General features: G+C 68.0%; 21 protein-coding genes, 2 tRNA genes and 1 pseudogene. 18 read left to right on the forward strand and 6 right to left on the reverse strand.

What is annotated here, in order from left to right:
• Positions 1 to 139 precede the first annotated feature (139 nt).
• Positions 140 to 1,297 carry a benzoate/H(+) symporter BenE family transporter gene (locus RNZ50_16030; GenBank protein ID MDT8856504.1) on the forward strand — a complete coding sequence of 386 codons (1,158 nt, stop codon included), beginning with the start codon at positions 140 to 142 and terminating at the stop codon, positions 1,295 to 1,297.
• A 78-nt stretch (positions 1,298 to 1,375) separates the two neighbouring features.
• On the opposite strand, the gene RNZ50_16035 is transcribed toward RNZ50_16030, so the two are convergent.
• Positions 1,376 to 2,116 (reverse strand): FCD domain-containing protein, encoded by a 741-nt coding sequence (locus RNZ50_16035; GenBank protein MDT8856505.1) that lies wholly within the window; start codon positions 2,114 to 2,116, stop codon positions 1,376 to 1,378.
• 125 nt (positions 2,117 to 2,241) lie between these two features.
• On the opposite strand from RNZ50_16035, the gene RNZ50_16040 reads away from it, so the two are divergent.
• From RNZ50_16040 to RNZ50_16050, 3 genes are read left to right on the forward strand one after another with little or no spacing between them, the layout of a single operon-like run.
• Positions 2,242 to 3,033: an ABC transporter substrate-binding protein gene (locus RNZ50_16040; protein MDT8856506.1), complete on the forward strand. Its 792-nt coding sequence runs from the start codon at positions 2,242 to 2,244 to the stop codon at positions 3,031 to 3,033.
• Between the two features lie 51 nt (positions 3,034 to 3,084).
• The gene (locus RNZ50_16045) at positions 3,085 to 3,756 is read left to right on the forward strand and encodes an amino acid ABC transporter permease (protein ID MDT8856507.1); all 672 of its coding nucleotides are present in this window, start codon (positions 3,085 to 3,087) and stop codon (positions 3,754 to 3,756) included.
• A 56-nt stretch (positions 3,757 to 3,812) separates the two neighbouring features.
• A complete protein-coding gene (locus RNZ50_16050; protein MDT8856508.1) occupies positions 3,813 to 5,048 on the forward strand; it encodes an aminotransferase class V-fold PLP-dependent enzyme in 1,236 nt (411 codons plus the stop codon).
• Positions 5,049 to 5,066: 18 nt separating this feature from the next.
• On the opposite strand, the gene RNZ50_16055 is transcribed toward RNZ50_16050, so the two are convergent.
• Entirely contained in the window at positions 5,067 to 7,940 is a 2,874-nt protein-coding gene (locus tag RNZ50_16055; GenBank protein ID MDT8856509.1) for a CFI-box-CTERM domain-containing protein, read from the reverse strand.
• A 167-nt stretch (positions 7,941 to 8,107) separates the two neighbouring features.
• Positions 8,108 to 10,657, reverse strand: coding sequence for a UvrD-helicase domain-containing protein (locus RNZ50_16060; GenBank protein ID MDT8856510.1), 2,550 nt, complete (start codon positions 10,655 to 10,657; stop codon positions 8,108 to 8,110).
• Between the two features lie 202 nt (positions 10,658 to 10,859).
• On the opposite strand from RNZ50_16060, the gene RNZ50_16065 reads away from it, so the two are divergent.
• From RNZ50_16065 to hisH, 11 genes and pseudogenes are all read left to right on the forward strand, one after another.
• Complete coding sequence (locus tag RNZ50_16065; protein MDT8856511.1) at positions 10,860 to 14,324, forward strand: pyruvate carboxylase; 3,465 nt, start codon at positions 10,860 to 10,862, stop codon at positions 14,322 to 14,324.
• A gap of 203 nt (positions 14,325 to 14,527) precedes the next feature.
• Positions 14,528 to 14,602 (forward strand) — tRNA-Gly (locus tag RNZ50_16070).
• A 174-nt stretch (positions 14,603 to 14,776) separates the two neighbouring features.
• Positions 14,777 to 15,736 (forward strand): DNA cytosine methyltransferase, encoded by a 960-nt coding sequence (locus tag RNZ50_16075; protein MDT8856512.1) that lies wholly within the window; start codon positions 14,777 to 14,779, stop codon positions 15,734 to 15,736.
• Positions 15,737 to 16,621, forward strand: coding sequence for a NaeI family type II restriction endonuclease (locus RNZ50_16080; GenBank protein ID MDT8856513.1), 885 nt, complete (start codon positions 15,737 to 15,739; stop codon positions 16,619 to 16,621).
• A gap of 60 nt (positions 16,622 to 16,681) precedes the next feature.
• Positions 16,682 to 16,756 (forward strand) — tRNA-Gly (locus RNZ50_16085).
• 147 nt (positions 16,757 to 16,903) lie between these two features.
• The gene (locus RNZ50_16090) at positions 16,904 to 17,851 is read left to right on the forward strand and encodes a zinc ABC transporter substrate-binding protein (protein ID MDT8856514.1); all 948 of its coding nucleotides are present in this window, start codon (positions 16,904 to 16,906) and stop codon (positions 17,849 to 17,851) included.
• A gap of 2 nt (positions 17,852 to 17,853) precedes the next feature.
• On the forward strand, positions 17,854 to 18,585 hold the full coding sequence (locus RNZ50_16095; GenBank protein ID MDT8856515.1) for a metal ABC transporter ATP-binding protein: 732 nt from the start codon (positions 17,854 to 17,856) through the stop codon (positions 18,583 to 18,585).
• Positions 18,586 to 18,588: 3 nt separating this feature from the next.
• Positions 18,589 to 19,464, forward strand: a pseudogene (locus RNZ50_16100) (metal ABC transporter permease).
• Positions 19,465 to 19,474: 10 nt separating this feature from the next.
• Positions 19,475 to 20,383, forward strand: a complete 909-nt coding sequence (locus RNZ50_16105) for a metal ABC transporter permease (GenBank protein MDT8856516.1) — start codon at positions 19,475 to 19,477, stop codon at positions 20,381 to 20,383.
• 62 nt (positions 20,384 to 20,445) lie between these two features.
• Positions 20,446 to 21,033 carry an imidazoleglycerol-phosphate dehydratase HisB gene (gene hisB, locus RNZ50_16110; protein ID MDT8856517.1) on the forward strand — a complete coding sequence of 196 codons (588 nt, stop codon included), beginning with the start codon at positions 20,446 to 20,448 and terminating at the stop codon, positions 21,031 to 21,033.
• A gap of 2 nt (positions 21,034 to 21,035) precedes the next feature.
• A complete protein-coding gene (gene hisH, locus RNZ50_16115; GenBank protein ID MDT8856518.1) occupies positions 21,036 to 21,698 on the forward strand; it encodes an imidazole glycerol phosphate synthase subunit HisH in 663 nt (220 codons plus the stop codon).
• A gap of 66 nt (positions 21,699 to 21,764) precedes the next feature.
• Here the strand turns inward: hisH and RNZ50_16120 are convergent, their stop codons facing one another.
• Together RNZ50_16120 and RNZ50_16125 are read right to left on the reverse strand one after the other, a co-directional pair.
• Positions 21,765 to 22,019: a hypothetical protein gene (locus RNZ50_16120; protein MDT8856519.1), complete on the reverse strand. Its 255-nt coding sequence runs from the start codon at positions 22,017 to 22,019 to the stop codon at positions 21,765 to 21,767.
• A gap of 123 nt (positions 22,020 to 22,142) precedes the next feature.
• Positions 22,143 to 22,532 (reverse strand): DUF2147 domain-containing protein, encoded by a 390-nt coding sequence (locus RNZ50_16125; GenBank protein ID MDT8856520.1) that lies wholly within the window; start codon positions 22,530 to 22,532, stop codon positions 22,143 to 22,145.
• Positions 22,533 to 22,673: 141 nt separating this feature from the next.
• Here RNZ50_16125 and hisA point away from each other — a divergent pair, with 141 nt between their 5' ends.
• From hisA to RNZ50_16140, 3 genes are all read left to right on the forward strand, one after another.
• Complete coding sequence (hisA, locus tag RNZ50_16130; protein MDT8856521.1) at positions 22,674 to 23,396, forward strand: 1-(5-phosphoribosyl)-5-[(5-phosphoribosylamino)methylideneamino]imidazole-4-carboxamide isomerase; 723 nt, start codon at positions 22,674 to 22,676, stop codon at positions 23,394 to 23,396.
• 123 nt (positions 23,397 to 23,519) lie between these two features.
• Entirely contained in the window at positions 23,520 to 24,281 is a 762-nt protein-coding gene (hisF, locus tag RNZ50_16135; protein ID MDT8856522.1) for an imidazole glycerol phosphate synthase subunit HisF, read from the forward strand.
• Positions 24,278 to 24,601: a phosphoribosyl-ATP diphosphatase gene (locus tag RNZ50_16140; GenBank protein ID MDT8856523.1), complete on the forward strand. Its 324-nt coding sequence runs from the start codon at positions 24,278 to 24,280 to the stop codon at positions 24,599 to 24,601. Before hisF ends, RNZ50_16140 begins: the two co-directional genes overlap by 4 nt.
• Before the next feature lies 1 nt (position 24,602).
• Here the strand turns inward: RNZ50_16140 and RNZ50_16145 are convergent, their stop codons facing one another.
• Positions 24,603 to 25,022, reverse strand: coding sequence for a CoA-binding protein (locus tag RNZ50_16145; GenBank protein ID MDT8856524.1), 420 nt, complete (start codon positions 25,020 to 25,022; stop codon positions 24,603 to 24,605).
• Positions 25,023 to 25,122: the final 100 nt, after the last annotated feature.

Below are 25,122 nucleotides of genomic sequence, written 5' to 3' on the forward strand. Positions count from 1 at the left end.
CGGGACAGGCCCGGAACGGCGGCATCTGCGGGTGCCGCCGTTTTCCGTTGGCGGTCCTCGGCTTGCGCTGCCCGCGAGGGCCGCCTTGCACTTGCCCGCGCGGGCGGGGATAGTCCGCCACCACGGGCAGGAGCGGTTGATGCGGGCATCCCTTCTTTCGGCGGCGCTGGTCGCGGCGCTGGTCGGTTATGGCTCGACCATCGCGCTGATCCTGGCGGCGGCCGCGGCGCTGGGCGCGACCCCGGCGCAGACGGCGTCCTGGGTGCTGGCGCTGTGCCTTGCCAAGGCGGCAGGCTCGGCGGTGCTGAGCCTGTGGTCGCGGGTGCCGGTGGTGCTGGCCTGGTCGACACCGGGGGCGGCGCTGATCGCGGCGACACAGGGCATTTCCATGCCCGAGGCGGTGGGCGCCTTCGTGCTGGCCGGGGCGCTGGTGGCGCTGACCGGGGCGCTCGGGCCGCTGGGGCGCGCGGTGGCGCTGATCCCGGACGGCATCGCGGCGGGGATGCTGGCGGGCGTGCTCTTGCCGTTCTGCCTCGCACTGCCCGGCGCGGCGCTGGCGCTGCCGCTGCTGGTGCTGCCGATGGTCGCCGTCTTCCTGCTGGTGCGGCTGGCCAATCCGGCGCTGGCGGTGCTGGCGGCACTGGGCTGCGGGCTGGCGCTGGCCTTTGCCACCGGGGCGGCCGCCCTGCCGGGGCTTTCCCTGCCGCCGCCCGCCCTGACCTTCATCCCCCCCGACTTCCGTCCCGGCGTGCTGCTGGGCCTTGGCCTGCCGCTCTACCTTGTCACCATGGCGTCGCAGAACCTGCCGGGCTTTGCTACGCTGCGCGCCGCGGGCTACGCGGCGCCGGTGCGCCCTGCCCTGCTGGTCACGGGCGGATTGTCGGCGCTGAGCGCGCTGTTCGGCGCCCACACCACCAGCATGGCGGCGATCACGGCAGCGATCTGCCTTGGCCCCGATGTCCACCCCGACCGCGACCGGCGCTGGCGGGTCGGGCTGGTCTATGCGGGCATCTGGGTGGCGCTGGGCCTGTTCAGCCCGCTGATCCTGGGGTTCATCGCCGCCCTGCCTGCCGCGCTGGTCACGGCGCTGGTCGGGCTTGCGCTGCTGGGGCCCCTGACCGGCGCGCTGACCGGGGCCTTTGCCGCGCCGCCGCAACGCTTCGCCGCCGCCGTCACCCTGACCGTCACCGCCGCAGGCGTCGCGGTGTTCGGCATCGGCGCGGCCTTCTGGGGCCTGCTCGCGGGCCTTGCCGTCCATGGGCTTGACCGCGCCGCCCACCGCCTGAACCGCCCCTGACCCTTTCTTCTGTTCTCAAATATCCCCGCCGGAGGCTCCCGCGGCACCGCCAGCCCGCCGCTGCAAGCCCGAACCCGATCAGATCACGATCCCGGCGCAAAGCGCCGTGTTGCGCACATGCGCCGCCATCGCCTGCCGCGCCGCCTCGGCATCGCCTGCGGCCAGCGCCGCGATGACCGCCCGGTGTTCGGCGAGCGATTCGCGCATCCGGTCCGACCGGGTGCGCGGAATCGGCTGGCGCTGGGTTTCGGTCAGCAGGCTGCGCACCGTGTCATAGAGCGTCAGAAGCAGCCGGTTGCCGCAGGATTGGGCAATCGCCAGATGGAACGCCAGATCGGCCTCGACGTTCGACAGAAGATCGCCCTCCTCCCAGCAGCGTTCCATCCGGTCGGTGGCCTCGGCCAGCGCGGCCAGAGGCATGGCGCCGATGACCGCGGCGGCCGCGGCGCTGATCTGGCTTTCCAGCATCAGCCGGGTCTGGAACACGTCGGGCATCGGGTAGCTGTCGGCGTAGCGCCATTTCAGGTCGGCCGCATCGGGGCTTTGCCGCCCGGCGGTGACGAAGGTGCCGCGCCCCGGTTCGGTGCGGATCAGGCCCAGCGTTTCAAGGGTCAGAAGCGCCTCGCGCAGCGAGGCCCGGCTGACGGAAAAGCTGTCCGACAGCACGCGCTGCGACGGAATGCGGTCGCCAGGCTTCAGGGTTCCGTTCAGGATCATGGTCTGCAACTTGCGCGCCACCACCTGCGGCAGCGGCATCCAGCCCGGTGCTGCCCCCCCGTCGTCGCGTTCGATCCGGTTCACCCTGCTTTCCCGTTCCATTTCGCCCCGTCCGGCCTTCCAACTACCGCCTTGCTTTCAAAAAGGCATCATGCTTGGTTTGGCCTGACCGGTCAGACCAGTTTGACGGCCAACAGGGTAAAATCAACAGGGAAAGGACAAGCGACATGTTCAGAAGATCCTTCTTGCAGGCCACGGCCATTGCGGCGGCACTGGCGTTCACGGCGCAGGCGCAGGCGGCGGACCTGACGGTGGGTGCCAACATCGGCAACGTGCCGTGGGAATTCCAGGATGACAGCGGCGCCTTCGTCGGGTTCGAGATCGATCTGGCGACCGAGATCGCCGCACGTCTGGGGCGCGACCTGAAACTGGAGAACATTCCGTTCAACGGCCTGTTCTCGGCGGTGCAGTCGGGGCGGATCGACATGGCGATGTCGTCGATCACCATCACCCAGAAGCGGCTTGCCGAGGTCAGCTTTGCCCAGGCCTATTATGACAGCGACCAGTCGCTGACCGTCACGGCGGCCAGCGGGCTCAAGGGGCTGGCCGACATGTCGGGCAAGATCATCGGCGTCGATACCGGATCGACCGGTGACATGTGGGCGACCGAGAATCAGGCGAAATACGGCCTTGCCGAGATCCGCCGCTACGAGGGGCTGGCGCCTGCGATGCTCGATCTGGTCAACGGCCGGGTCGATGGCTACATCAGCGACATTCCGGCCCTGCAATATTATGCCAAGGACAAGCCCGAGCTGCTGGTGGCCGAGCGCATCCTGACCGGCGAGCAATATTCGATGATGTTCGCCAAGGACGCCCCGCTGGCGGCCGAGGTGTCCGCGATCCTGACCACGCTGAAACAGGAAGGCTTTGTCGCAGCGACCCACAAGAAGTGGTTCGGCGCCGACCCCGAGCCCGCGACCTCGACCGCGACCGTGCTCGACATGCCGAAACTGCAATAAGGCAGGCGCGGCGCCGGGCTCCCCCGCCGCCGCAACCGCAAGGGGCCGGGCATGGAACTGATTGATACCTTCTTCAATGTGCCGGTCCTGATCCGCACCTTTCCGCTGCTGTTGTCGGGGCTGTGGATCACCCTGCAGATCGGGGCCGTCAGCATTCTGGCCGGGCTGGGCCTGGGGCTGGGGCTTGCGCTGGTGCGGCTTTACGCGCCGCGCTGGATGCAGGTCCTGGCCAGGATCTACATCAACTTCATGCGCTCGATCCCGCTGCTGGTGCTGCTGATCCTGATCTATTACGCGCTGCCCTTCGTCGGCATCCGGCTGTCGCCGTTCCTGTCGGCGGTGTCGGCGCTGTCGCTGGTCTCGGCGGCCTATACCGCCGAGATCTTCCGCGCCGGGATCGAGGCGATCCCGCGCGGGCAGTTCGAGGCGTCGGCGGCGCTGGGGCTGGGCTACCGGCACACCATGGTCAAGGTGATACTGCCGCAGGCGATCCGCATCGTGATTCCGCCGCTGACCAACAACTGCATCAACGTGATGAAGGATACCGCGCTCGCCTCGGTGGTGGCGATGCCGGACCTGCTGAAACAGGCGACGCAGGCGCAGGCGCTGGCCGCCAACCCCAGCCCGCTGATCGGGGCTGCGATCCTTTACGTGCTGCTGCTGTGGCCGCTGGTCGAGATCGTGGCCCGGCTGGAAAAACGCTACGCGGCAGGCAGGCGCTAGGCGGACGACATTCCCGGCGCGGGGCATCCCCGCCGCCCCTGACACGGAGACGAGCCTTGACCAAACCCCTTGATCTGGACCATGTGCGCCGCCAGTTCCCCGGCCTGTCGCTGGGCTGGACGCTGTTCGACAATGCCGGCGGGTCGCAGATCCTGCGCGGCGCGGTGGAGCGGATGACCGACTTCCTGCTGACGCGCAACGTGCAGATCGGCGGCAGCTACGAGTTGTCGCTGGCCGCCGCCGCCGCGCTGCGCGACGGGCGCGAGGCGGCGCGGATGCTGATGAACGCCGAACGGGCAGAGGAGATCGTGTTCGGCCCCTCGACCACGGTGCTGATGCAGAACCTGGCCCGCGCGATGCGCAGCCAGCTTTCACCGGGCGACGAGGTGATCGTGTCGATGGCCGACCACGAATCCAACATCGGGCCCTGGGTCGGCCTGCGCGAGTTCGGCATCACGGTGAAGGTCTGGCCGCTGAACCACGAGACGCTGGCGCTGGATCTGGAGGATCTGGGTGCGATCATGACCGCGCGGACCAGGCTGGTCTGCGTCACGCATGTCTCGAACATTCTGGGCCAGGTGCAGCCGGTGGCCGATTATGCCCGTTTCGTGCATGACCGCGGCGCGCGGATCTGTGTCGATGCGGTGGCCTATGCGCCGCACCGGGCGATCGACGTGCGGGCCTGGGATGTCGATTACTATGTCTTCAGCCTCTACAAGACCTTCGGGCCGCATTACGCGGTGATGTATGGCAAGCATGACCTGCTGCTGGAACTGGACCCGCTGTATCATTATTTCTACGGCCGCGACAAAGTGCCGGGCAAGCTGGAACCCGGCAACCCGAGCTATGAATGCGCCTATTCGGTAACGGCGATCCGCGACTATCTTGGCGGTCTTGGCGGCGATGCGGGCGGGGCCGCGACCCGCGCCGGGATCGAGGCGGGGTTTGCGGCGGTGACGCTGCAGGAGGATGCGCTGGTCGGGCGCCTGCTGGACTATCTGGGCGGGCGCAACGACTGCCGGGTGATCGGGGCGGCGCGCAACGAAGGCTCAGCCCGGGTGCCGACCGTGGCGTTCCGGATCGCCGGGCAGGATTCGGGCGCGGTGGCGCGGGCGATGGACGCGCACAAGGTTGCCATCCGGCACGGCGATTTCCATTCGCGCCGCCTGATCGAGGATCTGGGGCTGGAGGGCGACGGCGGCGTTCTGCGGGTGTCGATGGTGCATTACAACACGCTGGCCGAGGTGGACCGGCTGTGCGCCGCGCTGGACATCGTGCTGCGCGGGGCGTGACCGGGCGCGCCGCTGCCGTCAGGGGTGGCCGTGGCGGGCGACCAGATCGGCGCGGCGCATCCGGGCGATCATCCGGCCCAGCAGGCGGCGTGTCAGACCGCGCGCGCCGGGATAGGGGGCGAGCCACCGCGCCAGCACCGGGCCGACCTGCCAATAGGCCGCGATGAAAAGCCGCCCCGCGCCATGGTGGATCAGGATGCGGTCGCGCACCGCGCGCAGGTAGACCACGTCGGGGTGGTTGCGGTCGCCATAGGCCGCGGTGGCCACGAAGCAGCTGCCGCCCCCTGACGCCGGCTCGGGCTCGGGCTCGGGCTCGGGGTCTTCCGGTTCCTCGCCGGGCGGCGGTTCCCTGAACAGGTATTGCAGGTCGTCGGGCTGGTCCTCGCCGGGGTATTCGCCGGTGACGCAGCCGCGCAGGTCTTCGCGGGTTTCGGCGGTCATCTGCGCCATGATGGCCTTGCCGTCCTCGGCATCGACTTCTTGCAGCAGGCCGACCAGCGCCTCGGTGCCCAGTGCGGGCAGGAAGGTGTTGACGCCATCCTCCATCAGTTCAAGCCGGGTGGTGACGGTGCCGGGGGCCAGATCGTCCAGCACCATGTCAAGCCGTTCGGGGTCGAGCGCGTTCATGAAGGCGGCGAGCGAGGCGTCGTCCATCGCGTAGAACAGGATGTCGATGTTGACGCCGGTCAGCATGTCGTCGAAGGCGTCATCGCTCAGGTTCGCCATGTGCTCGGCCATCTGCGATGGCGTCAGGGAGAGCAGCAGTTCGGCATGGACATAATCGTCCGCGATGTCGGGCAGCGCCGCGATTTCCTCGGGGGTCGGGGGCGGCGGCGGCCCGCCGTCGGGTGCGGGTTGCAGCAGGGCATCCACCTCGGCCGCCACCGGCGAGTCTTCCATGAAATCGCTGAGCGAGGCGGCCAGCGACCCGACTTCGGACGCCATGCCCGGCAGGTCGGTCACGCCGTCGTCATGGGTGATGCGCACGTCGTCGCCCTCGACCGTCATGCGGTCCAGCACATCCTGCGCGGTTTCGTAGTGGCGCAGGAAGCTGAGCGTCTCGCCTTTCGAGGGGTGGAAACCGGTGATCGTGCTGTCGCCTTCGACCGAGACGATGAAATGGTCGGTGCCGCCGTCGCCTTGCAGCGTGTCATTGCCCAAGCCGCCGATCAGCGTGTCATTGCCCGCGCCGCCGGTGATCCGGTCATCGCCGTCATTGCCGAACAGCGCATCGTTGCCGGTGTCGCCCCGCAGCACGTCGTTGCCGGTGCCGCCGTCGATCCGGTCGTTGCCCGCACCGCCCAGCAGGGTGTCGTTGCCCAGATTGCCCTCGATCCGGTCATCATGGGCGCTGCCCGGCATGTAGTCGGCATAGTTCGCGGCGGGATCGACCATCTGGTCGTCGCCCCGCATCTGCACCCCGGTTTCCGAGGTGGTGAATTCCAGCCGGATCATCTCGTAGGCGCCCAGCGTCACCTCGATGTTGCCGGTTTCGTCATTGGTCAGCGCATTGCCGTGATGGGTGGTGACATGGGGCCGGGCGAGATAGGCGGTCGGGTCGCCCTCGTCCACCGCGGTGGTCGGATCATCCAGCACGCCGAGCGTCTGCGCCCAGAGGTGGGTGTAATCGGGCACCAGACCGTGCTGGTCGAGCGTGATCTCCATCGGCTGGTCGGTGCGCGACGACAGGAAGATCACGGTATGGTCGGCATCGGCAAAGGCGTGCATCACCAACTGGTCGCGGTGGCCTTCGGGGCGGTCTTCGGGGGCGGTGCCGATGTATTCGCGCAGTTCGATCGGCGTGTCGGCCGACAGCACATGGGTGCCGGGCAGGGTTTCGGCCATCATGCGGAACGCCTCGCCCGCCGCCGTCAGGGTGGTGGCATAGCCGCCCGGCGCATCCGCATCGGGTGTCAGCGTGGAAAGGCGGCTGTGCAGGTTGAGGTATTGCGTGCCCCAGACGGTGGCGTAATCGACGCCTTCCTCCAGCATGGTCTGCATCTGCTCGACCAGCGCCGAGGCCTGCGTCAGCCCGGTTTCGGCCACCTGGGTGGACCGGATGTTCCATTCGGACACGAAGTATTCCAGCGGGCCGAAGCCCGGGGCATTGGCGAAATCGTCCATCCGGTTGAAGGCGTTGTCGAAATCGTCGATCCGTTCGTAATGCTGCGGGTAGTAGTGCTGGATCACGGTGTCGATCGCCGCCCGGGCCGGATCGTCCAGCCCGGCGATCACCGCGGCGTTTTCCGCGACCTGGAAGCCCTGTGCCGCCTGCACGGCGATGCGCGGTTCCTCCCAGGCGTCGGGGTCATCAAGCGTGGCGCGGTGCTGGTCGATGATGAATTGCAGGCCGGGCGCCATGGTGTTGGCAACCGTGCCGTATTCCGTCGCGGTCATGCGCGCGTCGAGATACCAGAACTCGTTGCCGATCTCGATGGTGTGGATGTCGATCGGGCCGTAGGCGCCCTCCATCACCAGGTTCATGCTGTTGAGGGTGTGATAGACGCCGAAGGGCGTGACGGTGCGCGTGCCGTAGGGGTCGTCGGACAGCGTGCGTTCGGTGGGAAACACCAGCATCGCGCGGGCGTCATGTTCCTCGGCATGATCGGAAAAGGCGGGGTAGGTCACGAAGCGGCCGCCGCCGCCGGGGTCGATGCCGGTGGGGTTGCCGCGGTCGGTGTATCGGTCCGACATTTCGTAGGTGGCCTCTTCGGTGACCGTGCCGCCGGGAAACCGCATGTCCGTGAAGCCGAGCAGGTCGTGCAGCCGGTCGAACGGGCCGCCGGGGTCGAGGAAATTCTGCTTGAAGGTCACGTTGGCGCCGAAGTGGTGATCGGTAGCCATGCCTCCGGAAACCCTGGCAGGGCCAAGGATGATGGTATGCGCCGTCATGTCGGGAAACCCCCTCAAGCGGTAGCAGGATTCTGCATTTAAGCTTAGGGTTGTATCATTCTGATAATAATTTGGCGATAGAGCAAGGCTCTAACCTGGATCAATTTGAGATTTATTTTTGTGCAAGCCTTTACAGGCACATGGCCTTGAAAGGGGGGTTTTCGGCCCTAGAAGGGCACCTCATCGACCGAATCGGCAGCGACAACGAAACGGGCCACGATCTTTTTGACACCGGCCTTGTCGAAATCGACATCGAGCTTGTCGCCCTCGATTCCGGTGACGGTGCCGTAGCCGAACTTGACGTGGAACACCCGGTCGTCGAGCGTGAAGGACGACACGGCGGCGAGGTCGATCACCGTGTTGCGCGCCTCGCGCGGCTGGGCCATCGGGCGGGTGGCGGCGCGGTCCTGCAGGCGTTTCCAGCCGGGCGAGTTGTAGACATTGGCGCTGGCCGCGCGCTGTTCGATGGTCGAGCCGCCGCCGTGGCCGCCCTGCATCCCCGCCGCGCCGTAGCCGCCGCCGTAGAGGCCGGGCGGCGTCAGCACCTCGACATGGTCGGCGGGCAGTTCGTCGATGAAGCGCGACGGCAGCGCCGACTGCCACTGGCCGTAGAGCCTGCGGTTGGCGGCGAAGGAAATCGTGCACAGTTCCTCGGCGCGGGTGATGCCGACGTAGGCGAGGCGGCGCTCCTCCTCCAGCCCCTTGAGGCCGGATTCGTCCATGCTGCGCTGGCTGGGGAACAGCCCGTCTTCCCAGCCGGGCAGGAACACCACCGGAAACTCCAGCCCCTTGGCGGCGTGCAGGGTCATGATGGTGACCTTTTCGGCGGCCTCCTCGGTCTCGTTTTCCATGATCAGCGAGACGTGTTCGAGGAAGCCTTGCAGATTGTCGAACTGTTCCAGCGCCTTGACCAGTTCCTTGAGGTTGTCGAGCCGCCCCGGCGCCTCGGGCGTCTTGTCGTTCTGCCACATGGCGGTGTAGCCGGATTCCTCCAGAATCTGTTCGGCAAGGGCGACATGGCTTCTAAGCAGCAGTAGTTTGAATTCAATCGCTGTTAGAGCTGCGTCTCGCTCTTTGACTGCCGCTGCCCGGTCAATATCTGAAAGCTCGGTAAAGTCTTCATCCTTTAGCCTTTCCAACTCTTCATCTAATTGCTCAAGCAGTTCAACATTGGCTGAGTTCACAACAAACCAATGCCAGCGGTCCACCCCATCGACAAAGGCGCGCAGGTGCCCCGCGCCCTTGCCGCCGATCGCCTTCAGCGCCAGCAGTTCGCGCGCGCCTTCCAGCAGCGACACGCCCGACGAGCGGGCGGTGCGCTGGATGTCGGCCTGCGCCTTGTCGCCCAAGCCCCGCTTGGGGGTGTTGATCACGCGTTCGAACGCCAGATCATCCTCGGGGCTGACGGCGAGGCGGAAGTAGGCCATCGCGTCGCGAATCTCCAGCCGTTCGTAGAAGCGCGGGCCGCCGATCACCCGGTAAGGCAGTCCGATGGTCAGGAAGCGGTCTTCAAACGCGCGCATCTGGTGGCTGGCGCGGACAAGAATCGCCATGTCGTCAAGGCCATGCGGGGCAAGGCTGCGGGTGCCGCGTTGCAGCGCCTCAACCTCTTCCCCGATCCAGCGCGCCTCTTCCTCGCCATCCCAATGGCCGATCAGGCGGACCTTCTCGCCGTCTTGCGCCTCGGTCCACAGGGTCTTGCCGAGACGGCCCGCGTTCCTGGCGATCACGCCGCTGGCCGCCGCCAGAATGTGCGGGGTGGAGCGGTAGTTCTGTTCCAGCCGCACCACATGGGCGCCCGGAAAATCCTTCTCGAAGCGCAGGATGTTGCCGACCTCGGCGCCGCGCCAGCCGTAGATCGACTGGTCGTCGTCGCCCACGCAGCAGATGTTGCGATGCCCCTGCGCCAGCAGCCGCAGCCACAGGTATTGCGCGACGTTGGTATCCTGATACTCGTCCACCAGGATGTAGGGCAGCCAGCGCTGGTATTGCGCCAGCACGTCGGGGTGGGCCTGAAAGATCGTCACGACATGCAGCAGCAGGTCGCCGAAATCGGTGGCGTTCAGGGTGCGCAGGCGGTCCTGATACTGTTCGTAAAGTTCGGTGCCGCGACCGTTGTAGGCGGATGCCTCTGACAGCGGCACTTTTGTCGGCGTCCAGGCGCGGTTCTTCCAACTGTCGATCAGCCCGGCCAGCAGGCGCGCGGGCCAGCGCTTTTCGTCGATGTTGGCGGCGGCGATCAGTTGTTTCAGCAGGCGCAACTGGTCGTCGGTGTCAAGGATGGTGAAGTTGGATTTCAGGCCCGCCAATTCGGCATGGCGGCGCAGGATCTTCGCGGAAAGGGAATGGAATGTGCCCATCCAAGGGAGTCCGCGGGGGTAAAGGAAGCGCTCCAGTTCGAACGGCGTCTTTCCCAAGCGATCCTTCATTTCCTTGGCAGCTTTGTTGGTGAATGTAACCGCGAGAATTTCGTGTGACTTTGCCCGTTCAAGCGTGAGGATGTGCGCAACACGAGCCATGAGCGCCTTGGTCTTGCCGGTGCCCGCCCCCGCCAGCATCAGCACCGGGCCGTCCAATGCCTCGACACCGACCCGTTGAGCAGGATTCAGATCATCTAGGTAGTGTCTGTTTACATCACCACCAGCCCGCGCCGCCATGGCGCGCTGGCTCAGCGGCACCGCCGCCTCGAAGGCATCATTCTCGTCATCGCCGTTCATCGGGGCACCCTACCCCGGCGCGCTGCCGAGGGAAAGAAGTGTTCCGCGATTGTTCCCCATGTTTTTCACGTCAGCCGCGATGACCTATCCATTCGCCGCGAATCCGTGACAAATGTTGAGCGCCGGACCTTGCAGGCTATTGCGCCGCAGCGCAGCACCCCTAGAGTGCGTCGGGTCCGACACCAGCCCCGGGGGAACCACCATGGCCGAATTCCGCAAGATCCTTATTGCCAACCGGGGCGAGATTGCCATCCGCGTGATGCGCGCCGCCAACGAGATGGGCAAGAAGACCGTCGCGGTGTTCGCTGAAGAGGACAAGCTGTCGCTGCACCGCTTCAAGGCCGACGAGGCCTACCGGATCGGCGAGGGGCTGAGCCCGGTGGGGGCCTATCTCAGCATCCCGGAAATCATCCGGGTGGCGAAGCTTTCAGGCGCGGACGCGATCCATCCCGGCTATGGGCTCTTGTCGGAAAACCCTGATTTCGTAGAGGCTTGCGTGGCGGCGGGCATCGCCTTCATCGGGCCGAAGGCCGACACCATGCGGGCGTTGGGCGACAAGGCCTCGGCACGCCGGGTGGCGATGGAAGCCGGGGTGCCGGTGATTCCCGCGACCGAGGTGCTGGGCGACGACATGGACGAAGTGAAGCGCCAGGCCGCCGAAGTGGGCTATCCCTTGATGCTGAAGGCAAGCTGGGGAGGCGGCGGGCGCGGGATGCGGCCGATCAACGGGCCGGAGGAACTGGCCGACAAGGTGCGCGAGGGGCGGCGTGAGGCCGAGGCGGCTTTCGGCAACGGCGAGGGCTTCCTTGAAAAGATGATCCTGCGCGCCCGGCATGTCGAGGTGCAGATTCTGGGCGACAAGTACGGCAGCATCTATCACCTTTACGAGCGCGACTGCACCGTGCAGCGCCGCAACCAGAAGGTGGTCGAGCGCGCCCCCGCCCCTTACCTGACCGACGCCCAGCGCGCCGAGGTCTGCGACCTTGGCCGCCGCATCTGCGCCCATGTCGGGTATGAATGCGCGGGCACCGTCGAGTTCCTGATGGATATGGACAGCGACAAATTCTATTTCATCGAGGTCAACCCGCGGGTGCAGGTCGAACATACCGTCACCGAGGAGGTGACCGGCATCGACATCGTGCAGGCGCAGATCCGCATTGCCGAAGGGGCGACGCTGGCCGAGGCAACGGGCGTGGCGCGGCAGGAAGACATTCATCTGTCGGGCCATGCCGTGCAGTGCCGGGTGACGACCGAAGACCCGCAGAACAACTTCATCCCTGACTACGGCCGCCTGACGGCCTATCGCAGCGCGACCGGCATGGGCATAAGGCTCGACGGCGGCACGGCCTACGCGGGCGGCGTGATCACCCGCTATTACGACAGCCTGCTGGTCAAGGTTACCGCCTGGGCGCAGACGCCGGAGAAGGCGATCGCGCGGATGGACCGGGCGCTGCGCGAGTTCCGCATTCGCGGCGTGTCGACCAACATCGCCTTTGTCGAGAACCTGCTGAAGCACCCGACCTTCCTGAACAACACCTACACCACCAAGTTCATCGACACGACGCCGGAACTGATGGCGTTCAAGAAGCGGCGCGACCGGGCGACCAAGATCCTGACCTACATTGCCGACATCACGGTGAACGGCCACCCCGAGACTGCCGGGCGCACGCGGCCGGTGGCGGTGGTCAAGATCCCCCGCCCGCCCCTGCTGCAAGGCAAGCCCGCCCCCGGCACCCGCACCCTGCTGGAGGCGGAAGGCCCGCAGGCGGTGGCCGACTGGCTGGCGGCGCAGACCCGCGTGCTGATCACCGACACCACGATGCGCGACGGCCACCAGTCGCTGCTGGCAACCCGGATGCGGTCGATCGACATGATCCGGGCAACGCCCGCCTATGCGGCAAACCTCGGCGGGCTGTTCTCGGTCGAATGCTGGGGCGGCGCGACCTTCGATGTCGCCTACCGCTTCCTGCAGGAATGCCCGTGGCAGCGGCTGCGCGACATCCGCGAGCGGCTTCCCAACGTAATGACGCAGATGCTGCTGCGCGCCTCGAACGGGGTGGGGTATACCAATTACCCTGACAACGTGGTGCAGGCCTTCGTGAAACAGGCGGCGGAGACCGGGGTCGACGTGTTCCGGGTGTTCGACAGCCTGAACTGGGTCGAGAACATGCGCGTCGCGATGGATGCGGTGATCGAGGCGAAGAAGGTCTGCGAAGGGTCGATCTGCTATACCGGCGACATTCTCGACCCGGACCGCGCCAAGTATGACCTGAAATACTACGTCGCGATGGGGCAGGAGTTGAGGGCTGCGGGCGCGCATGTGCTGGGGCTGAAGGACATGGCGGGGCTCCTGAAACCCGCCGCCGCCCGCGTGCTGGTCAGGGCGCTGAAGGAGGAGGTCGGGCTGCCGATCCATTTCCACACCCACGACACCAGCGGCATTGCCGGGGCGACGGTGCTGGCCGCCTGCGATGCCGGGGTGGATGCGGTCGATGCGGCGATGGACGCCTTTTCGGGCGGCACCTCGCAGCCCTGCCTCGGCTCCATCGTCGAGGCGCTGCGCCACACCGACCGCGATACCGGGCTGGATATTGCCGCGATCCGGCGGATGTCGAACTACTGGGAACAGGTGCGCGCGCAATATGCGGCGTTCGAGTCGGGCCTGCCCGCCCCCGCGTCGGAAGTCTGGCTGCATGAAATGCCCGGGGGCCAGTTCACCAACCTGAAGGCGCAGGCGCGGTCGCTGGGGCTGGAGGAGAGGTGGCACGAGGTGGCGCAGGCCTATGCCGATGCCAACCGGATGTTCGGCGACATCGTCAAGGTCACGCCCAGCTCCAAGGTGGTGGGCGACATGGCGCTGATGATGGTGGCGCAGGGTCTGACCCGCGCGCAGGTCGAAGACCCGGCGGTGGACGTGGCCTTCCCCGAGTCGGTGGTGGACATGCTGCGCGGCAATCTGGGGCAACCGCATGGCGGCTGGCCCGCGGGCATCTCGGCCCGGGTGCTGAAGGGCGAGGCGCCCAACACCGCCCGGCCCGGCGCGCATCTGGCGGCGGTGGACCTGGAAGCCGCGCGGGCCAGGCTGGCGCAGGATCTGGCGGCGGTGTCGGACGAGGCCGAGGAGGAAACCGTCGACGACGAGGATCTGAACGGCTACCTGATGTATCCCAAGGTGTTCATGGACTACCGCGCCCGCCACCGCATCTATGGCCCGGTGCGCACCCTGCCGACGCGGACCTTCTTCTACGGCATGGAACCGGGCGAGGAGATCACCGCCGAGATCGACCCCGGCAAGACGCTGGAGATCCGCCTTCAGACCGTGGGCGAGGCCGGCGACGACGGCGACGTGAAGGTGTTCTTCGAGCTGAACGGCCAGCCCCGGGTGATCCGGGTGCCGAACCGCGCGCTGAAGGCCAAGGCGGCGGTGAAGCCGAAGGCGGTCGAGGGCAACCCGGCGCATGTGGGCGCGCCGATGCCGGGCTCGATTGCCTCGGTCGCGGTGACGGTGGGGCAGAAGGTCCATGCGGGGGACCTGCTGTTGACCATCGAGGCGATGAAGATGGAAACCGGCCTGCACGCCGACCGCAGCGCCACCGTGAAGGCGCTGCATGTCAGCCCCGGCAGCCAGATCGACGCCAAGGATCTGCTGGTGGAACTGGAGGGCTAGGGCTCGGTGCGCGGCAGGCGCCGGTCTTGCGGCAGGCGCCGGGGCGGGGGCTGTCTGCCCCCGCCCCGGACCCCACCCCCGAGGGTATTTGGGCCAATGAGAAACGGGGGCGCAGGCGGGGGGCGCGGGAATTCTTGCGGGCACCGCACTTTCCCCCTTGCAGCCGGGTCGGCGGTTTTATAGATCAGCCGGACCCAAAGGATGCGGGCGTAGCTCAGGGGTAGAGCATAACCTTGCCAAGGTTAGGGTCGAGGGTTCGAATCCCTTCGCCCGCTCCAATATTCCGGCCTTTGGCCGGAGGGTTTGCAAATGGTCGCCTCTGGCGGCCATTTTGCGTTTCGGGGCGGCTTGCCGGGCGCGGGCGGGCGGGTTAGAACATTGCGGGAACCTGAGTCAGGCGCTGGACTTGGCGCGGCGCAAGCGGTTGTATGCAGGTCAGGGGGGCGCGCGACATGCTGACATCCATCGAGTTGTGTGCCGGGGCCGGCGGTCAGGCGCTGGGGCTGGAAAAGGCCGGATTCGGCCATGAGGCGCTGGTCGAGATCGACCGGCACTGCTGCCAGACCCTGCGGCACAACCGCCCGCGCTGGAACGTGATCGAGGAGGACGTGCGGCTGTTCAAGGCCCGCGCGGCCGATTTCGCCGGGGTCGATCTGGTGGCGGGCGGCCTGCCCTGCCCGCCGTTCTCGGTGGCGGGCAAGCAGCTGGGCGAGCAGGACGAACGCAACCTGTTCAACGACGCGCTGGAAATCGTCGACGCGGTGCGCCCCAAGGCCGTGATGATCGAGAACGTGCGCGGCTTTCTGGATGCGGTGTTTCACGACTACCGCGAGCGGCTGAAGCGGCAGTTGCGCGGCCTGGGGTATGAAACCGACTGGCGGCTGCTGAATGCCTCGGATTACGGGGTGCCGCAGCTGCGGCCCCGGGTGGTGATCGTGGCGATCCGGGCCGACCGGGCCGACCTGTTCGGCTGGCCGGAACCCAACGCCCACAACCCCGCCACGGTGGGCGATACGCTGCACGACCTGATGGCGGCGGGCGGCTGGCCGGGGGCGGATGCCTGGCGGGCGCAGGCCGACGAGATAGCGCCGACCATCGTCGGCGGCTCGAAAAAGCACGGCGGGCCGGATCTGGGGCCGACGCGGGCGCGCCGCGCCTGGGCAGCACTTGGGGTCGAGGGGCGCACGCTGGCGCCCGGGGCGCCGGGTGCGGACCATGTCGGGATGCCGCGCCTGACGGTGCCGATGGTGGCGCGGCTGCAGGGCTTTCCCGATGACTGGCAGATCACCGGCGCCAAGACCAACGCCTACCGGCAGGTCGGCAACGCCTTTCCGCCCCCCGTGGCGCGCGCCGTGGCCGAACGGGTGGCGGCGGCGATCAGCGCCCGCCGGCTGGTGGCGGTGCGCGGCTAGGTGCGGCGCGCCCTGCCCGCCAGCGCGGTCGTGCCGGGGCACCCCGATTTCGCCCTGCTGTCGGCGCTGGGGCTGGAGGTGACGCGGCGGGCCGGGGGCGCTGTTGCGCTGGCGGAAACAATTCCGCAAACGCTGCGCGATTGTGTCGATGCCGTCATACAGACCGCCAAGACCGGGCGGCGCTGTTATGACGATCTGGAAAAGACCGAAAAGACCTATATCGGCACGCGGGTCGAGATCGACCTGCGCGCGGCGCTGGGGTTGCCGAAGGGGCGGCTGGATACTGTCATTCTGGGCCATGATGTCGACATCAAGCATACCATGGGTGGCAACTGGATGATCCCGACCGAGGCCATCGACGCGCCCTGCCTGCTGGTCGCGGTGGATGAGGCGCGCGCGCTGTGCTGGCTGGGCCTGTTCGTGGCGCGGCGCGACCATCTGACGGTCGGCCAGAACAAGGATTCGAAGAAAAGCATCTCGGCCGCGGGGTTTGCCCATATCCTGTGGCTCTTGCGCGACCAGCCCTGCCCGCCGAACTTCTGGCGGACGGTGCCGCCCGAGGCGGTGGCGCGGATCTTTGCCGGGGCGACCGGGAATGCCCGCGTGATGGCGCTGTTCCGCGAGGTGCAGCGCCGCCCGATCGGCCGCGACGTGATCGAGGCGGTGGCGCGGCAGCAGGATTTCATGCGCCGCATCCGGGGCGACGGCGGGCGCGGCACCCGGGACCGGCTGGCGGCGGAAGGCATCCTGCTGCTGTCGGGGCACTACGATGCGCCGCTGATCGCCGCCCTTGGCCTGCCCGATTGCGGCACCAGCGGCTTTGTGTCGATCCGCCCGGAAACGCCGGACGAGCGCGCGCTGGCGCATGGGGCGCTGCTGCCGTGACGGGGGCATCAAAGCCGCTTGCCCTTGCGCGGAACATGCGCTAGTGACGCGCCACGGAGTGCGGGCGTAGCTCAGGGGTAGAGCATAACCTTGCCAAGGTTAGGGTCGAGGGTTCGAATCCCTTCGCCCGCTCCAGACTTTCCAACGCTGTTTCGGTGCAACAGGCTGCTTCGGCAGCCTTTCTGCTTTCTGGCCAGGGAATGCGATTGAGAATTGCTCGCAAGCATATTGACATTGCGACTTAATCGCATATCTGTCAGTCAACCTGGAGGCTTCCCCGTCATGTTGCTGAACCGCCGAACCCTGCTTGCCATGCTGCCCGCGGGCCTGCTTGCCGCCCCGCTCGGCGCCGACACGGGCCCGGTGATCGTTGCCACCACCGGGATGATTGCCGATGCCGCGCGGCGGATCGGTGGCGGGGCGGTGCGGGCGCTGATGGGGCCGGGAATGGACCCGCACGGCTACCGCCAGACCCGCAGCGACATTGCGGCACTGGCGAGGGCCGACCTCGTGCTGTGGCACGGGTTGTATCTGGAAGCGCAGATGGAGGATTTCCTGAACGGGCTCTCCCGCAGCCGCCGCGTCGTGGCGGTGGCCGAGGCGCTGCCGCGCGAGGTGCTGCGCGGCAACCCGCAATATCCCGACCGCTTCGACCCGCATGTGTGGATGGACCCGACGCTCTGGGCGCAGGTGGTGCCGGTGGTGGAAGCCGCGCTGACCGAAGCGATGCCCGGCCGCGCGGCCGCCCATGCGGCGGCGGCGGCGGCGTTCATTGCCGAGATCGGGGCGCTGGATACCTATGCCCGTGACGTGCTGGGGACGGTGCCCGCCTCGTCGCGGGTGCTGGTGACGGCGCATGACGCCTTCGGCTATTTCGGCCGGGCCTACGGCTTCGAGGTCGAGGGCATCCAGGGGCTTTCGACCGAAAGCGAGGCCGGCCTCGCGCGGGTCGGGGAACTGGTCGACCTGCTGGTGGCGCGCAAGGTGCCCGCGGTGTTCGTGGAAAGCTCGGTTTCCGACCGTTCGATCCGGGCGCTGGTCGAAGGGGCGCAGGCGCGCGGCCATGCGGTCTCGGTCGGGGGCGAGCTGTTTTCCGATGCGATGGGCAAGGACGGCACCTACGAGGGCACGTATCTGGGCATGATCGACCACAACGTGACGCTGATCGCCCGCGCATTGGACGGCAGCGCCCCGGCGGGCGGCATGTCCGGCCTGCTGGCGGGGGTGTGAGGATGGGCCTGCCCGCGCTCGATGTCCTTGGCCTGACCGTCGCCTATGGCACGGCGCCTGCGGTGCAGGATGTCACCGCCCGGTTCGAGGCCGGGGCCATGACGGCGATCATCGGGCCGAACGGGGCGGGCAAGTCGACGCTGCTGAAGGCCGCGCTGGGCATCATTCCGCGCAAGGCGGGCACGGTGGCCTTTCTGGGCCAGCCGCTGGAGGTGGCGCGGGCCCGCATCGCCTATGTGCCGCAGCGCGCCAGTGTGGACTGGGATTTCCCGGTGCGGGCGATCGACGTGGTGCTGATGGGCATGTATCGCCAGCTTGGCCTGCTGGGCCGGGTGCGCGCGCCGCACAAGGCGCAGGCGATGGAGTGTCTGGCCCGCGTGGGAATGCAGGCCTTTGCCCGCCGCCAGATCGGCGCGCTGTCGGGCGGGCAGCAGCAGCGGGTGTTCCTGGCCCGCGCGCTGGCGCAGGGGGCCGAGGTCTATCTGCTCGACGAACCCTTTGCCGGGGTCGATGCCGCAACCGAATCCGCGATCATCGGGGTGCTGAAGGGCCTGCGCGACGAAGGCGCCAGCGTGATCGCGGTGCATCACGACCTGTCCACCGTGCCGGAGTATTTCGACCGGGTGCTGCTGATGAACCGCACGGCGATGGCGCAAGGGCCGGTGGCCACGGCCTTCACCCGCGAGGCGCTGGCACGGACCTACGGCGGCACCCTGCCGCAGCTGGCCGCCTGAGAGATGTGGAGCGCGCTGTTCCTGCAGTCGGGCTACAACGCGACGCTGGTCACGCTGGGGGCGGCGATGCTGGGGGTTGCGGCCGGGGTGGTGGGTGCCTTCCTGTTCCTGCGGCGCCGGGCGCTGGTGTCGGATGCGCTGGCCCATGCCACCCTGCCGGGGGTCGGCCTTGCCTTTCTGGTGATGGTGGCCCTTGGCGGCGAGGGGCGCAGCCTGCCGGGCCTGCTGGTGGGGGCGGGGCTTTCGGCGCTGGTCGGGCTTTGGGCGTTGCAGGCGCTGGTGCGGCGCACCCGGCTGCCCGAGGATGCGGCGATCGGGGCGGTGCTTTCGACCTTTTACGGGGCGGGCATCGTGATTCTGACAGTTATTCAGGGGCTCAACACCGGGCGGCAGGCGGGGCTGGAGGGGTTTCTGCTCGGCTCCACCGCGGGCATGTTGCAGGCGGATGCCCTGCTGATCGCGGGGGGCGGCGCGCTGGCGCTGGCGCTGGTGGGGCTGCTGCGGCGGCCCCTGCTGATGGTGGCCTTCGATCCGGGGCACGCGCTGGTGATGGGGCTGCGGCCCGCGCGGTATGACATGGCGCTGATGCTGCTGACGCTGGGGGTGGTGCTGATCGGGCTCCGCGTGGTCGGGCTTATCCTGATCGTGGCGCTGCTGATCACGCCTGCGGTGGCGGCGCGGCTGTGGACGGATCGTGCCGGAACCATGGCGCTGATCGCCGGGGCACTGGGCGGCGCGGCGGGATGGGCCGGGGCGGCGATTTCGGCTGCGGGGCCGGACCTGCCGACCGGGCCGGTGATCGTGCTGCTGGCCTTTGCCGGGCTGGTGGTCTCGGTTCTGGTCGCCCCGCGGCGCGGGCTGCTGGCGCGTCTGGCGCGGGGGGCCTGAGATGGGGGCGGATTTCGTCGCCTTTTCATTGCCGCCGATGCTGATCGGGCTGTTCGCGGCGCTGGCCTGCGCGATTCCGGGCAACTTCCTGATGCTGCGGCGGCAGGCGATGCTGGGCGACGCGATCAGCCATGTCGTGCTGCCGGGCATCGTGGTGGCGTTTCTGCTGACCGGCAGCATTGCCACCTGGGCGATGATGCTGGGGGCGGGGGCCGCCGCGATGGTGGCGGTGGGCATGATCGAGGGCATAAGGCGACTGGCCGGAATCGATTCCGGGGCGGCGATGGGTGTAACCTTCACCACGATGTTCGCGCTGGGGGTCCTGCTGCTGGAGCGGTCGGGCGCGGGAACGATGCATCTGGATGTGGAACATGCTTTGTATGGCAGCCTGGAAAGCCTGATCTGGCTGGATGCCACCGGCTGGGCCTCGCTGGCCGACCCGGTGGCGCTTGCGGGGTTGCCGCCCGAACTGGGCCAGATGGCGGGGGTGGCGGGGCTGATCGCGCTGGCCGCCTTCGTGTTCTGGCGCCCGCTGCGGATGGCGACGTTCGACGAAGGCCATGCGGCGGTGCTGGGGCTGCCGGTGCGGGCAATCTCGCTGGGGCTGGTCGCGGCCTCGGCAATGGCCTGCGTCGCGGCCTTCACCGCCGTGGGCTCTATCCTCACCATCGCCATGCTGATCTGCCCGCCCGCCACCGCGCGGCTGCTGACCGACCGGCTGGAGGTGCAGATGGGGCTGAGCCTTGCCATCGCGGCAGTGGCGGCGCTGGGCGGCTATCTGGTGGCGGGCTACGGGCCGCAGATGGTCGGGCTGTCGGGCTCGGTCTCGGCCGCCGGGATGATGGCGGCGCTGTCGGGGGTGATGCTGGCGCTCGCAGCGGCGTTCGGGCCGCACCGCAAGGCGGGCTGAAGCCCTTCCCAAGCACCCCTGCCCCGCCTATAACGCGGCCAACCCTTTGCCGGAGCCCGCCAATGCGCAAGGCCGACCTGACCCGGACCACCGCCGAAACCGACATTGCCGTGACCGTCGATCTCGACGGAAGCGGCGCCTATGACATCAGGACCGGCGTCGGTTTCTTCGACCACATGCTTGATCAGCTGGCGCGGCATTCGCTGATCGACATCACGCTGCGGGCGACGGGCGATCTGCACATCGACGACCACCACACGGTCGAGGATTGCGGCATAGCCCTTGGCCAGGCGCTGGCCCGCGCGCTGGGCGACAAGCGCGGCATCCGCCGCTATGGCGAATGCGCCCTGCCGATGGACGATGCGCAGGTGCGCTGTGCGCTGGATCTATCGGGGCGGCCGTTCCTCGTGTGGAACGTGGCCTTCCCGACACCGAAGATCGGCACGTTCGACACCGAGCTTGTGCGCGAGTTCTTTCAGGCGCTGGCGACGCATGGCGGCATCACCCTGCATGTCGATCTGATCCACGGCGTCAACAGCCACCACATCGCGGAAGCGGCCTTCAAGGCCGTCGCCCGCGCCCTGCGGCTGGCGGTAGAGACCGACCCGCGCAAGGCCGATGCCATTCCATCCACCAAGGGCACGCTCTGACCATGCTGACCGTCCTCGTCGATTACGACAGCGGCAACCTGCATTCCGCCGAGAAAGCCTTTCAGCGCATGGCGCAGGAGGTCGGCGGCGGCGACGTGCTGGTCAGCAGCCGCCCCGAGGATGTCGCCCGCGCCGACCGCATCGTGCTGCCGGGCGATGGCGCCTTCCCCGCCTGCCGCCGCGCGCTTGGCACCTACGGCGGGCTGTTCGAGGCGATCGAAGAGGCGGTGACCAACCGCGCCCGCCCCTTCCTCGGCATCTGCGTCGGGATGCAGATGATGGCGACCGTGGGCCGCGAATACCACGACACGCCCGGCTTCGACTGGATCGGCGGCGAGGTCGTGCGCATCACACCGACAGACCCGCAGTTGCCACATCTTCAACTCAAAGTGCCGCACATGGGCTGGAACGACCTCGTGCTCGACCCGGCAGGCGAAAGCCATCCGGTGCTGGCGGGCATCGCCACCGGCGAGCACGCCTATTTCGTGCATTCCTACCATTTCAGCGTCGCCGATCCAGCCGATCGGCTGGCACACGTCGACTACGGCCAGCCGATCACCGCCATCATTGGCCGCGACACCATGGTGGGCACCCAGTTCCACCCCGAGAAAAGCCAGGCCACCGGCCTGCGCCTGATCGCCAACTTCCTGCGCTGGCGGCCCTGAGTTCGCCAAGCCGCGCGCCGGGCCGTGACTTGATACCTGCCCCCGGGGCTGGCGGCCCTGCGCCCGCTACAGGCACAGATACAGGTGTTCGTGGTTGTAATCCGGCAAGGCCCGTGTCGAGGCATACCCCGCCCGCTTGCCCGTGGCACCGCAGATTCGCCGCGCTTCGGCCAGCGCACTTTCCCCCGGTTCGGCGGTGAACATGTCGGTCTGCACCTTGACGCTCGCCCCATTGTAATCCGACACCAGCGGCCGCGACTCGCACCCCGCCAGCAGCAGCAGGGCCACGATCCCCGCCAGCTTCACCATCATCCCCGACATCGCCCGGTCCTTCCCTTGCCTTCATGACCGGCAGTCTGCGCCGGCGCAGGTAAACAAAAGAAGAACAAATCCGCCGACCGGGCTGCTACGACACAACAAACCGCCCCACCCGGTCCGGGAACCCTACTTCACCCGGCTCCACTGCCCGCCGTCGCGGCAGATGCCCATGACGCAGCCCTGCACCGCCAGCGCGTTGCCCTTCAGCGACATCTTCGAGGTGTAGGTCTTGTTGCGGTCAGGCGACCAGACCTTGCCGCCGCCGTAGGAACCGCCACCCTTGGCAACCATGTCCCAGACGATGCGCTTGCCGACATTCGGGCTCTGAATCTGCTTGCCGCTGCCGTCGAACGCCCTGACCAGCGTGCCGCAGAACGCCGCCCCGCAGGGCGTGACCTGCACATGGCCGAAATTGCCGTTGTCGTCGGGTTTCGTCTTCCACGTGCCCTCTACCGGATCGGCAAGCGCCGAACCGGCAGCCAGACAGATCGCGGCAATCAATGCGAGTTTTTTCATGCGGGCCTCCTCCCTGAAGGTGCCACGATCATCCGTGACGAATCGCCGTTGGCGCAAGCATGACGTGGGGTCGCGCTGCACCCTTGGCATCCCGCCCGCCCCGTGGCAAAGACCGCCCGAGCCCAAGGACCGGAGAGCGCCATGATCCTCTACCCCGCCATCGACCTGAAGGACGGCCAGTGCGTGCGTCTGCTGCGCGGCGACATGGCGGCGGCCACGGTGTTCGGCGACGATCCGGCGGCACAGGCGGCGGCCTTCGTGGCGGCGGGCTGCGACTGGCTGCATCTGGTCGACCTCAACGGCGCCTTCGCGGGCACCCCCGTCAACGGCGCGGCGGTCGAGGCGATCCTGGCCCGCGTCGCGGTGCCCTGCCAGCTTGGCGGAGGCATCCGCGACATGGAAACCATCGCGCTCTGGCTGGAACGCGGCCTCGCCCGGGTGATCCTCGGCACCGTGGCGGTGGAAAACCCGGACCTGGTGCGCGAGGCCGCCCGGCAGTTCCCCGGGCAGGTCGCGGTCGGCATCGACGCCCGCAAGGGCCGCGTCGCCACCAAGGGCTGGGCCACCGAAACAGACCTCATGGCGACCGACCTCGCCCGCAGCTTCGAGGATGCAGGCGTCGCCGCCCTGATCTACACCGACATCGACCGCGACGGCGCGATGCAGGGCCCCAACATCGACGCCACGGCGGCCCTTGCCCGCGCCGTCACCATCCCGGTGATCGCCAGCGGCGGCGTGTCGTCGTTGGCCGACCTGACCGCTCTCCGCGACACCGGCGTGATCGCCGGTGCCATCTCGGGCCGCGCGCTCTACGATGGCACCATCGACCTCGCCACCGCTCTGGCCACCCTCAAAGACGCCTGATGTTTCTTCTTGGTCCAAATACCCTCGGGGGGTGAATTGGCCGCAGGCCAAGAGGGGGGCAGACAGCCCCCCTTTCCCCGCCCGCCGCCCCGCGCTACCACGGGGCATAAGAAGGACGCGCCCATGCTGAAAACCCGCATCATCCCCTGCCTCGACGTGGCCGACGGCCGCGTGGTCAAGGGCGTGAACTTCATCGACCTGCGCGACGCGGGCGACCCGGTGGAGGCCGCGCGCGCGTATGATGCGGCGGGGGCGGACGAGCTCTGCTTTCTCGACATCCACGCCACCCACGAAAACCGCGGTACGATGTTCGATCTGGTCACCCGCACGGCGGAACAGTGCTTCATGCCGCTGACCGTGGGCGGTGGCGTCAGAACCCACGAGGACGTGCGCGCCCTGCTGCTGGCCGGGGCCGACAAGGTCAGCTTCAACTCCGCCGCCGTGGCCGACCCCGACGTGGTGGCCGAAGCCGCCGACCGGTTCGGCAGCCAGTGCATCGTGGTCGCGATCGACGCCAAGACCGTCAGCCCCGGACGCTGGGAAATCTTCACCCACGGCGGCCGCCGCGCCACCGGCATCGACGCGGTGGCATTCGCCCGCACCGTCGCCGCCAAGGGGGCGGGCGAGATCCTGCTGACCTCGATGGACCGCGACGGCACGCGGGCCGGGTTCAACCTGCCCCTGACCCGCGCGATTGCCGATGCGGTGCCGATTCCGGTGATTGCCAGCGGCGGGGTCGGCACGCTAGACCATCTCGTCGAAGGCGTGACTTTGGGCGGCGCCAGCGCGGTGCTGGCCGCCTCGATCTTCCACTTCGGCGATTTCACCATCGCGCAGGCCAAGGCCCACATGGCCGCCGCCGGAATTCCGATGAGGCTGACATGACCGCGCTCGACCGCCTTGCCGCCACCATCGCCGCCCGCAAGGGGGCCGACCCCGAAAGCTCCTGGACCGCGAAGCTTCTGGCGCGCGGCCCCGAGAAATGCGCCGAGAAGTTCGGCGAGGAAGCCATCGAGGCGATCATCGAGGCGGTCAAGGGCGACCGTGCCCGCCTGACCGCCGAGGCGGCCGACGTGGTCTATCACCTGCTGGTCATGCTGGCCGCGCGCGACGTGACGCTGGCCGATGTGCTGGCCGAACTGGAACGGCGCGAGGGCCAGTCCGGCGTCGCGGAAAAGGCCGCACGCACGCCGGGAAAGGGCTAGATCAGCCCAGCAGGCGCGGAATCTCGATCGCCGGGCAGCGGTTCTGCACCACGGTCACGCCGCGCGCCTCGGCCATCGCCGTGCCTTCGGCGCTTTCGACCCCAAGCTGCAACCAGACCGTGCGCAGCCCCGGCAGATGCGCCAGCGCCTGCGCCACGACGCCTGGCACGTGTTCCGAGGCGCGGAAGATGTCGACCATGTCCACCGGCTCGGCAATCGCCGCCAGATCGGCGCGCACCACCTCGCCCAGCGCGGATTCGCCCGCGTGGCCGGGGTTGACCGGAATCACCCGGTAGCCGCGCGCCGCGAGGTAGGCCGCCACCCGGTGACTGGGCCGCGCCGGATTGGGCGACCAGCCGACCAGCGCGATGGTGCGGGTGGATTGCAGGATCCCGGTCAGCGTTTCGTCGATCGGCGTCATCGGTTGCGGCCTTCCGTCTGGGCAAGAAAAAAGCGCCCGGGCCTGTCGGGCCGGGCGCCAGGTGTGGAACGAGGGACAGTGTAGAGAAATACGGGGGTTC

It is taken from the genome of Paracoccaceae bacterium Fryx2 (genome assembly GCA_032334235.1).
Taxonomy (GTDB): domain Bacteria; phylum Pseudomonadota; class Alphaproteobacteria; order Rhodobacterales; family Rhodobacteraceae; genus JAVSGI01.

Bases quoted from the DNA above. Each gene is read 5' to 3' on its own strand.
- RNZ50_16030 (MDT8856504.1), top strand. From the start codon at position 140: ATGCGGGCATCCCTTCTTTCGGCGGCGCTGGTCGCGGCGCTGGTCGGT.
- RNZ50_16035 (MDT8856505.1), bottom strand. From the start codon at position 2,116: ATGGAACGGGAAAGCAGGGTGAACCGGATCGAACGCGACGACGGGGGG.
- RNZ50_16040 (MDT8856506.1), top strand. From the start codon at position 2,242: ATGTTCAGAAGATCCTTCTTGCAGGCCACGGCCATTGCGGCGGCACTG.
- RNZ50_16045 (MDT8856507.1), top strand. From the start codon at position 3,085: ATGGAACTGATTGATACCTTCTTCAATGTGCCGGTCCTGATCCGCACC.
- RNZ50_16055 (MDT8856509.1), bottom strand. From the start codon at position 7,940: ATGACGGCGCATACCATCATCCTTGGCCCTGCCAGGGTTTCCGGAGGC.
- RNZ50_16060 (MDT8856510.1), bottom strand. From the start codon at position 10,657: ATGAACGGCGATGACGAGAATGATGCCTTCGAGGCGGCGGTGCCGCTG.
- RNZ50_16065 (MDT8856511.1), top strand. From the start codon at position 10,860: ATGGCCGAATTCCGCAAGATCCTTATTGCCAACCGGGGCGAGATTGCC.
- RNZ50_16075 (MDT8856512.1), top strand. From the start codon at position 14,777: ATGCTGACATCCATCGAGTTGTGTGCCGGGGCCGGCGGTCAGGCGCTG.
- RNZ50_16090 (MDT8856514.1), top strand. From the start codon at position 16,904: ATGTTGCTGAACCGCCGAACCCTGCTTGCCATGCTGCCCGCGGGCCTG.
- RNZ50_16095 (MDT8856515.1), top strand. From the start codon at position 17,854: ATGGGCCTGCCCGCGCTCGATGTCCTTGGCCTGACCGTCGCCTATGGC.
- RNZ50_16105 (MDT8856516.1), top strand. From the start codon at position 19,475: ATGGGGGCGGATTTCGTCGCCTTTTCATTGCCGCCGATGCTGATCGGG.
- hisB (MDT8856517.1), top strand. From the start codon at position 20,446: ATGCGCAAGGCCGACCTGACCCGGACCACCGCCGAAACCGACATTGCC.
- hisH (MDT8856518.1), top strand. From the start codon at position 21,036: ATGCTGACCGTCCTCGTCGATTACGACAGCGGCAACCTGCATTCCGCC.
- RNZ50_16120 (MDT8856519.1), bottom strand. From the start codon at position 22,019: ATGTCGGGGATGATGGTGAAGCTGGCGGGGATCGTGGCCCTGCTGCTG.
- RNZ50_16125 (MDT8856520.1), bottom strand. From the start codon at position 22,532: ATGAAAAAACTCGCATTGATTGCCGCGATCTGTCTGGCTGCCGGTTCG.
- hisA (MDT8856521.1), top strand. From the start codon at position 22,674: ATGATCCTCTACCCCGCCATCGACCTGAAGGACGGCCAGTGCGTGCGT.
- hisF (MDT8856522.1), top strand. From the start codon at position 23,520: ATGCTGAAAACCCGCATCATCCCCTGCCTCGACGTGGCCGACGGCCGC.
- RNZ50_16140 (MDT8856523.1), top strand. From the start codon at position 24,278: ATGACCGCGCTCGACCGCCTTGCCGCCACCATCGCCGCCCGCAAGGGG.
- RNZ50_16145 (MDT8856524.1), bottom strand. From the start codon at position 25,022: ATGACGCCGATCGACGAAACGCTGACCGGGATCCTGCAATCCACCCGC.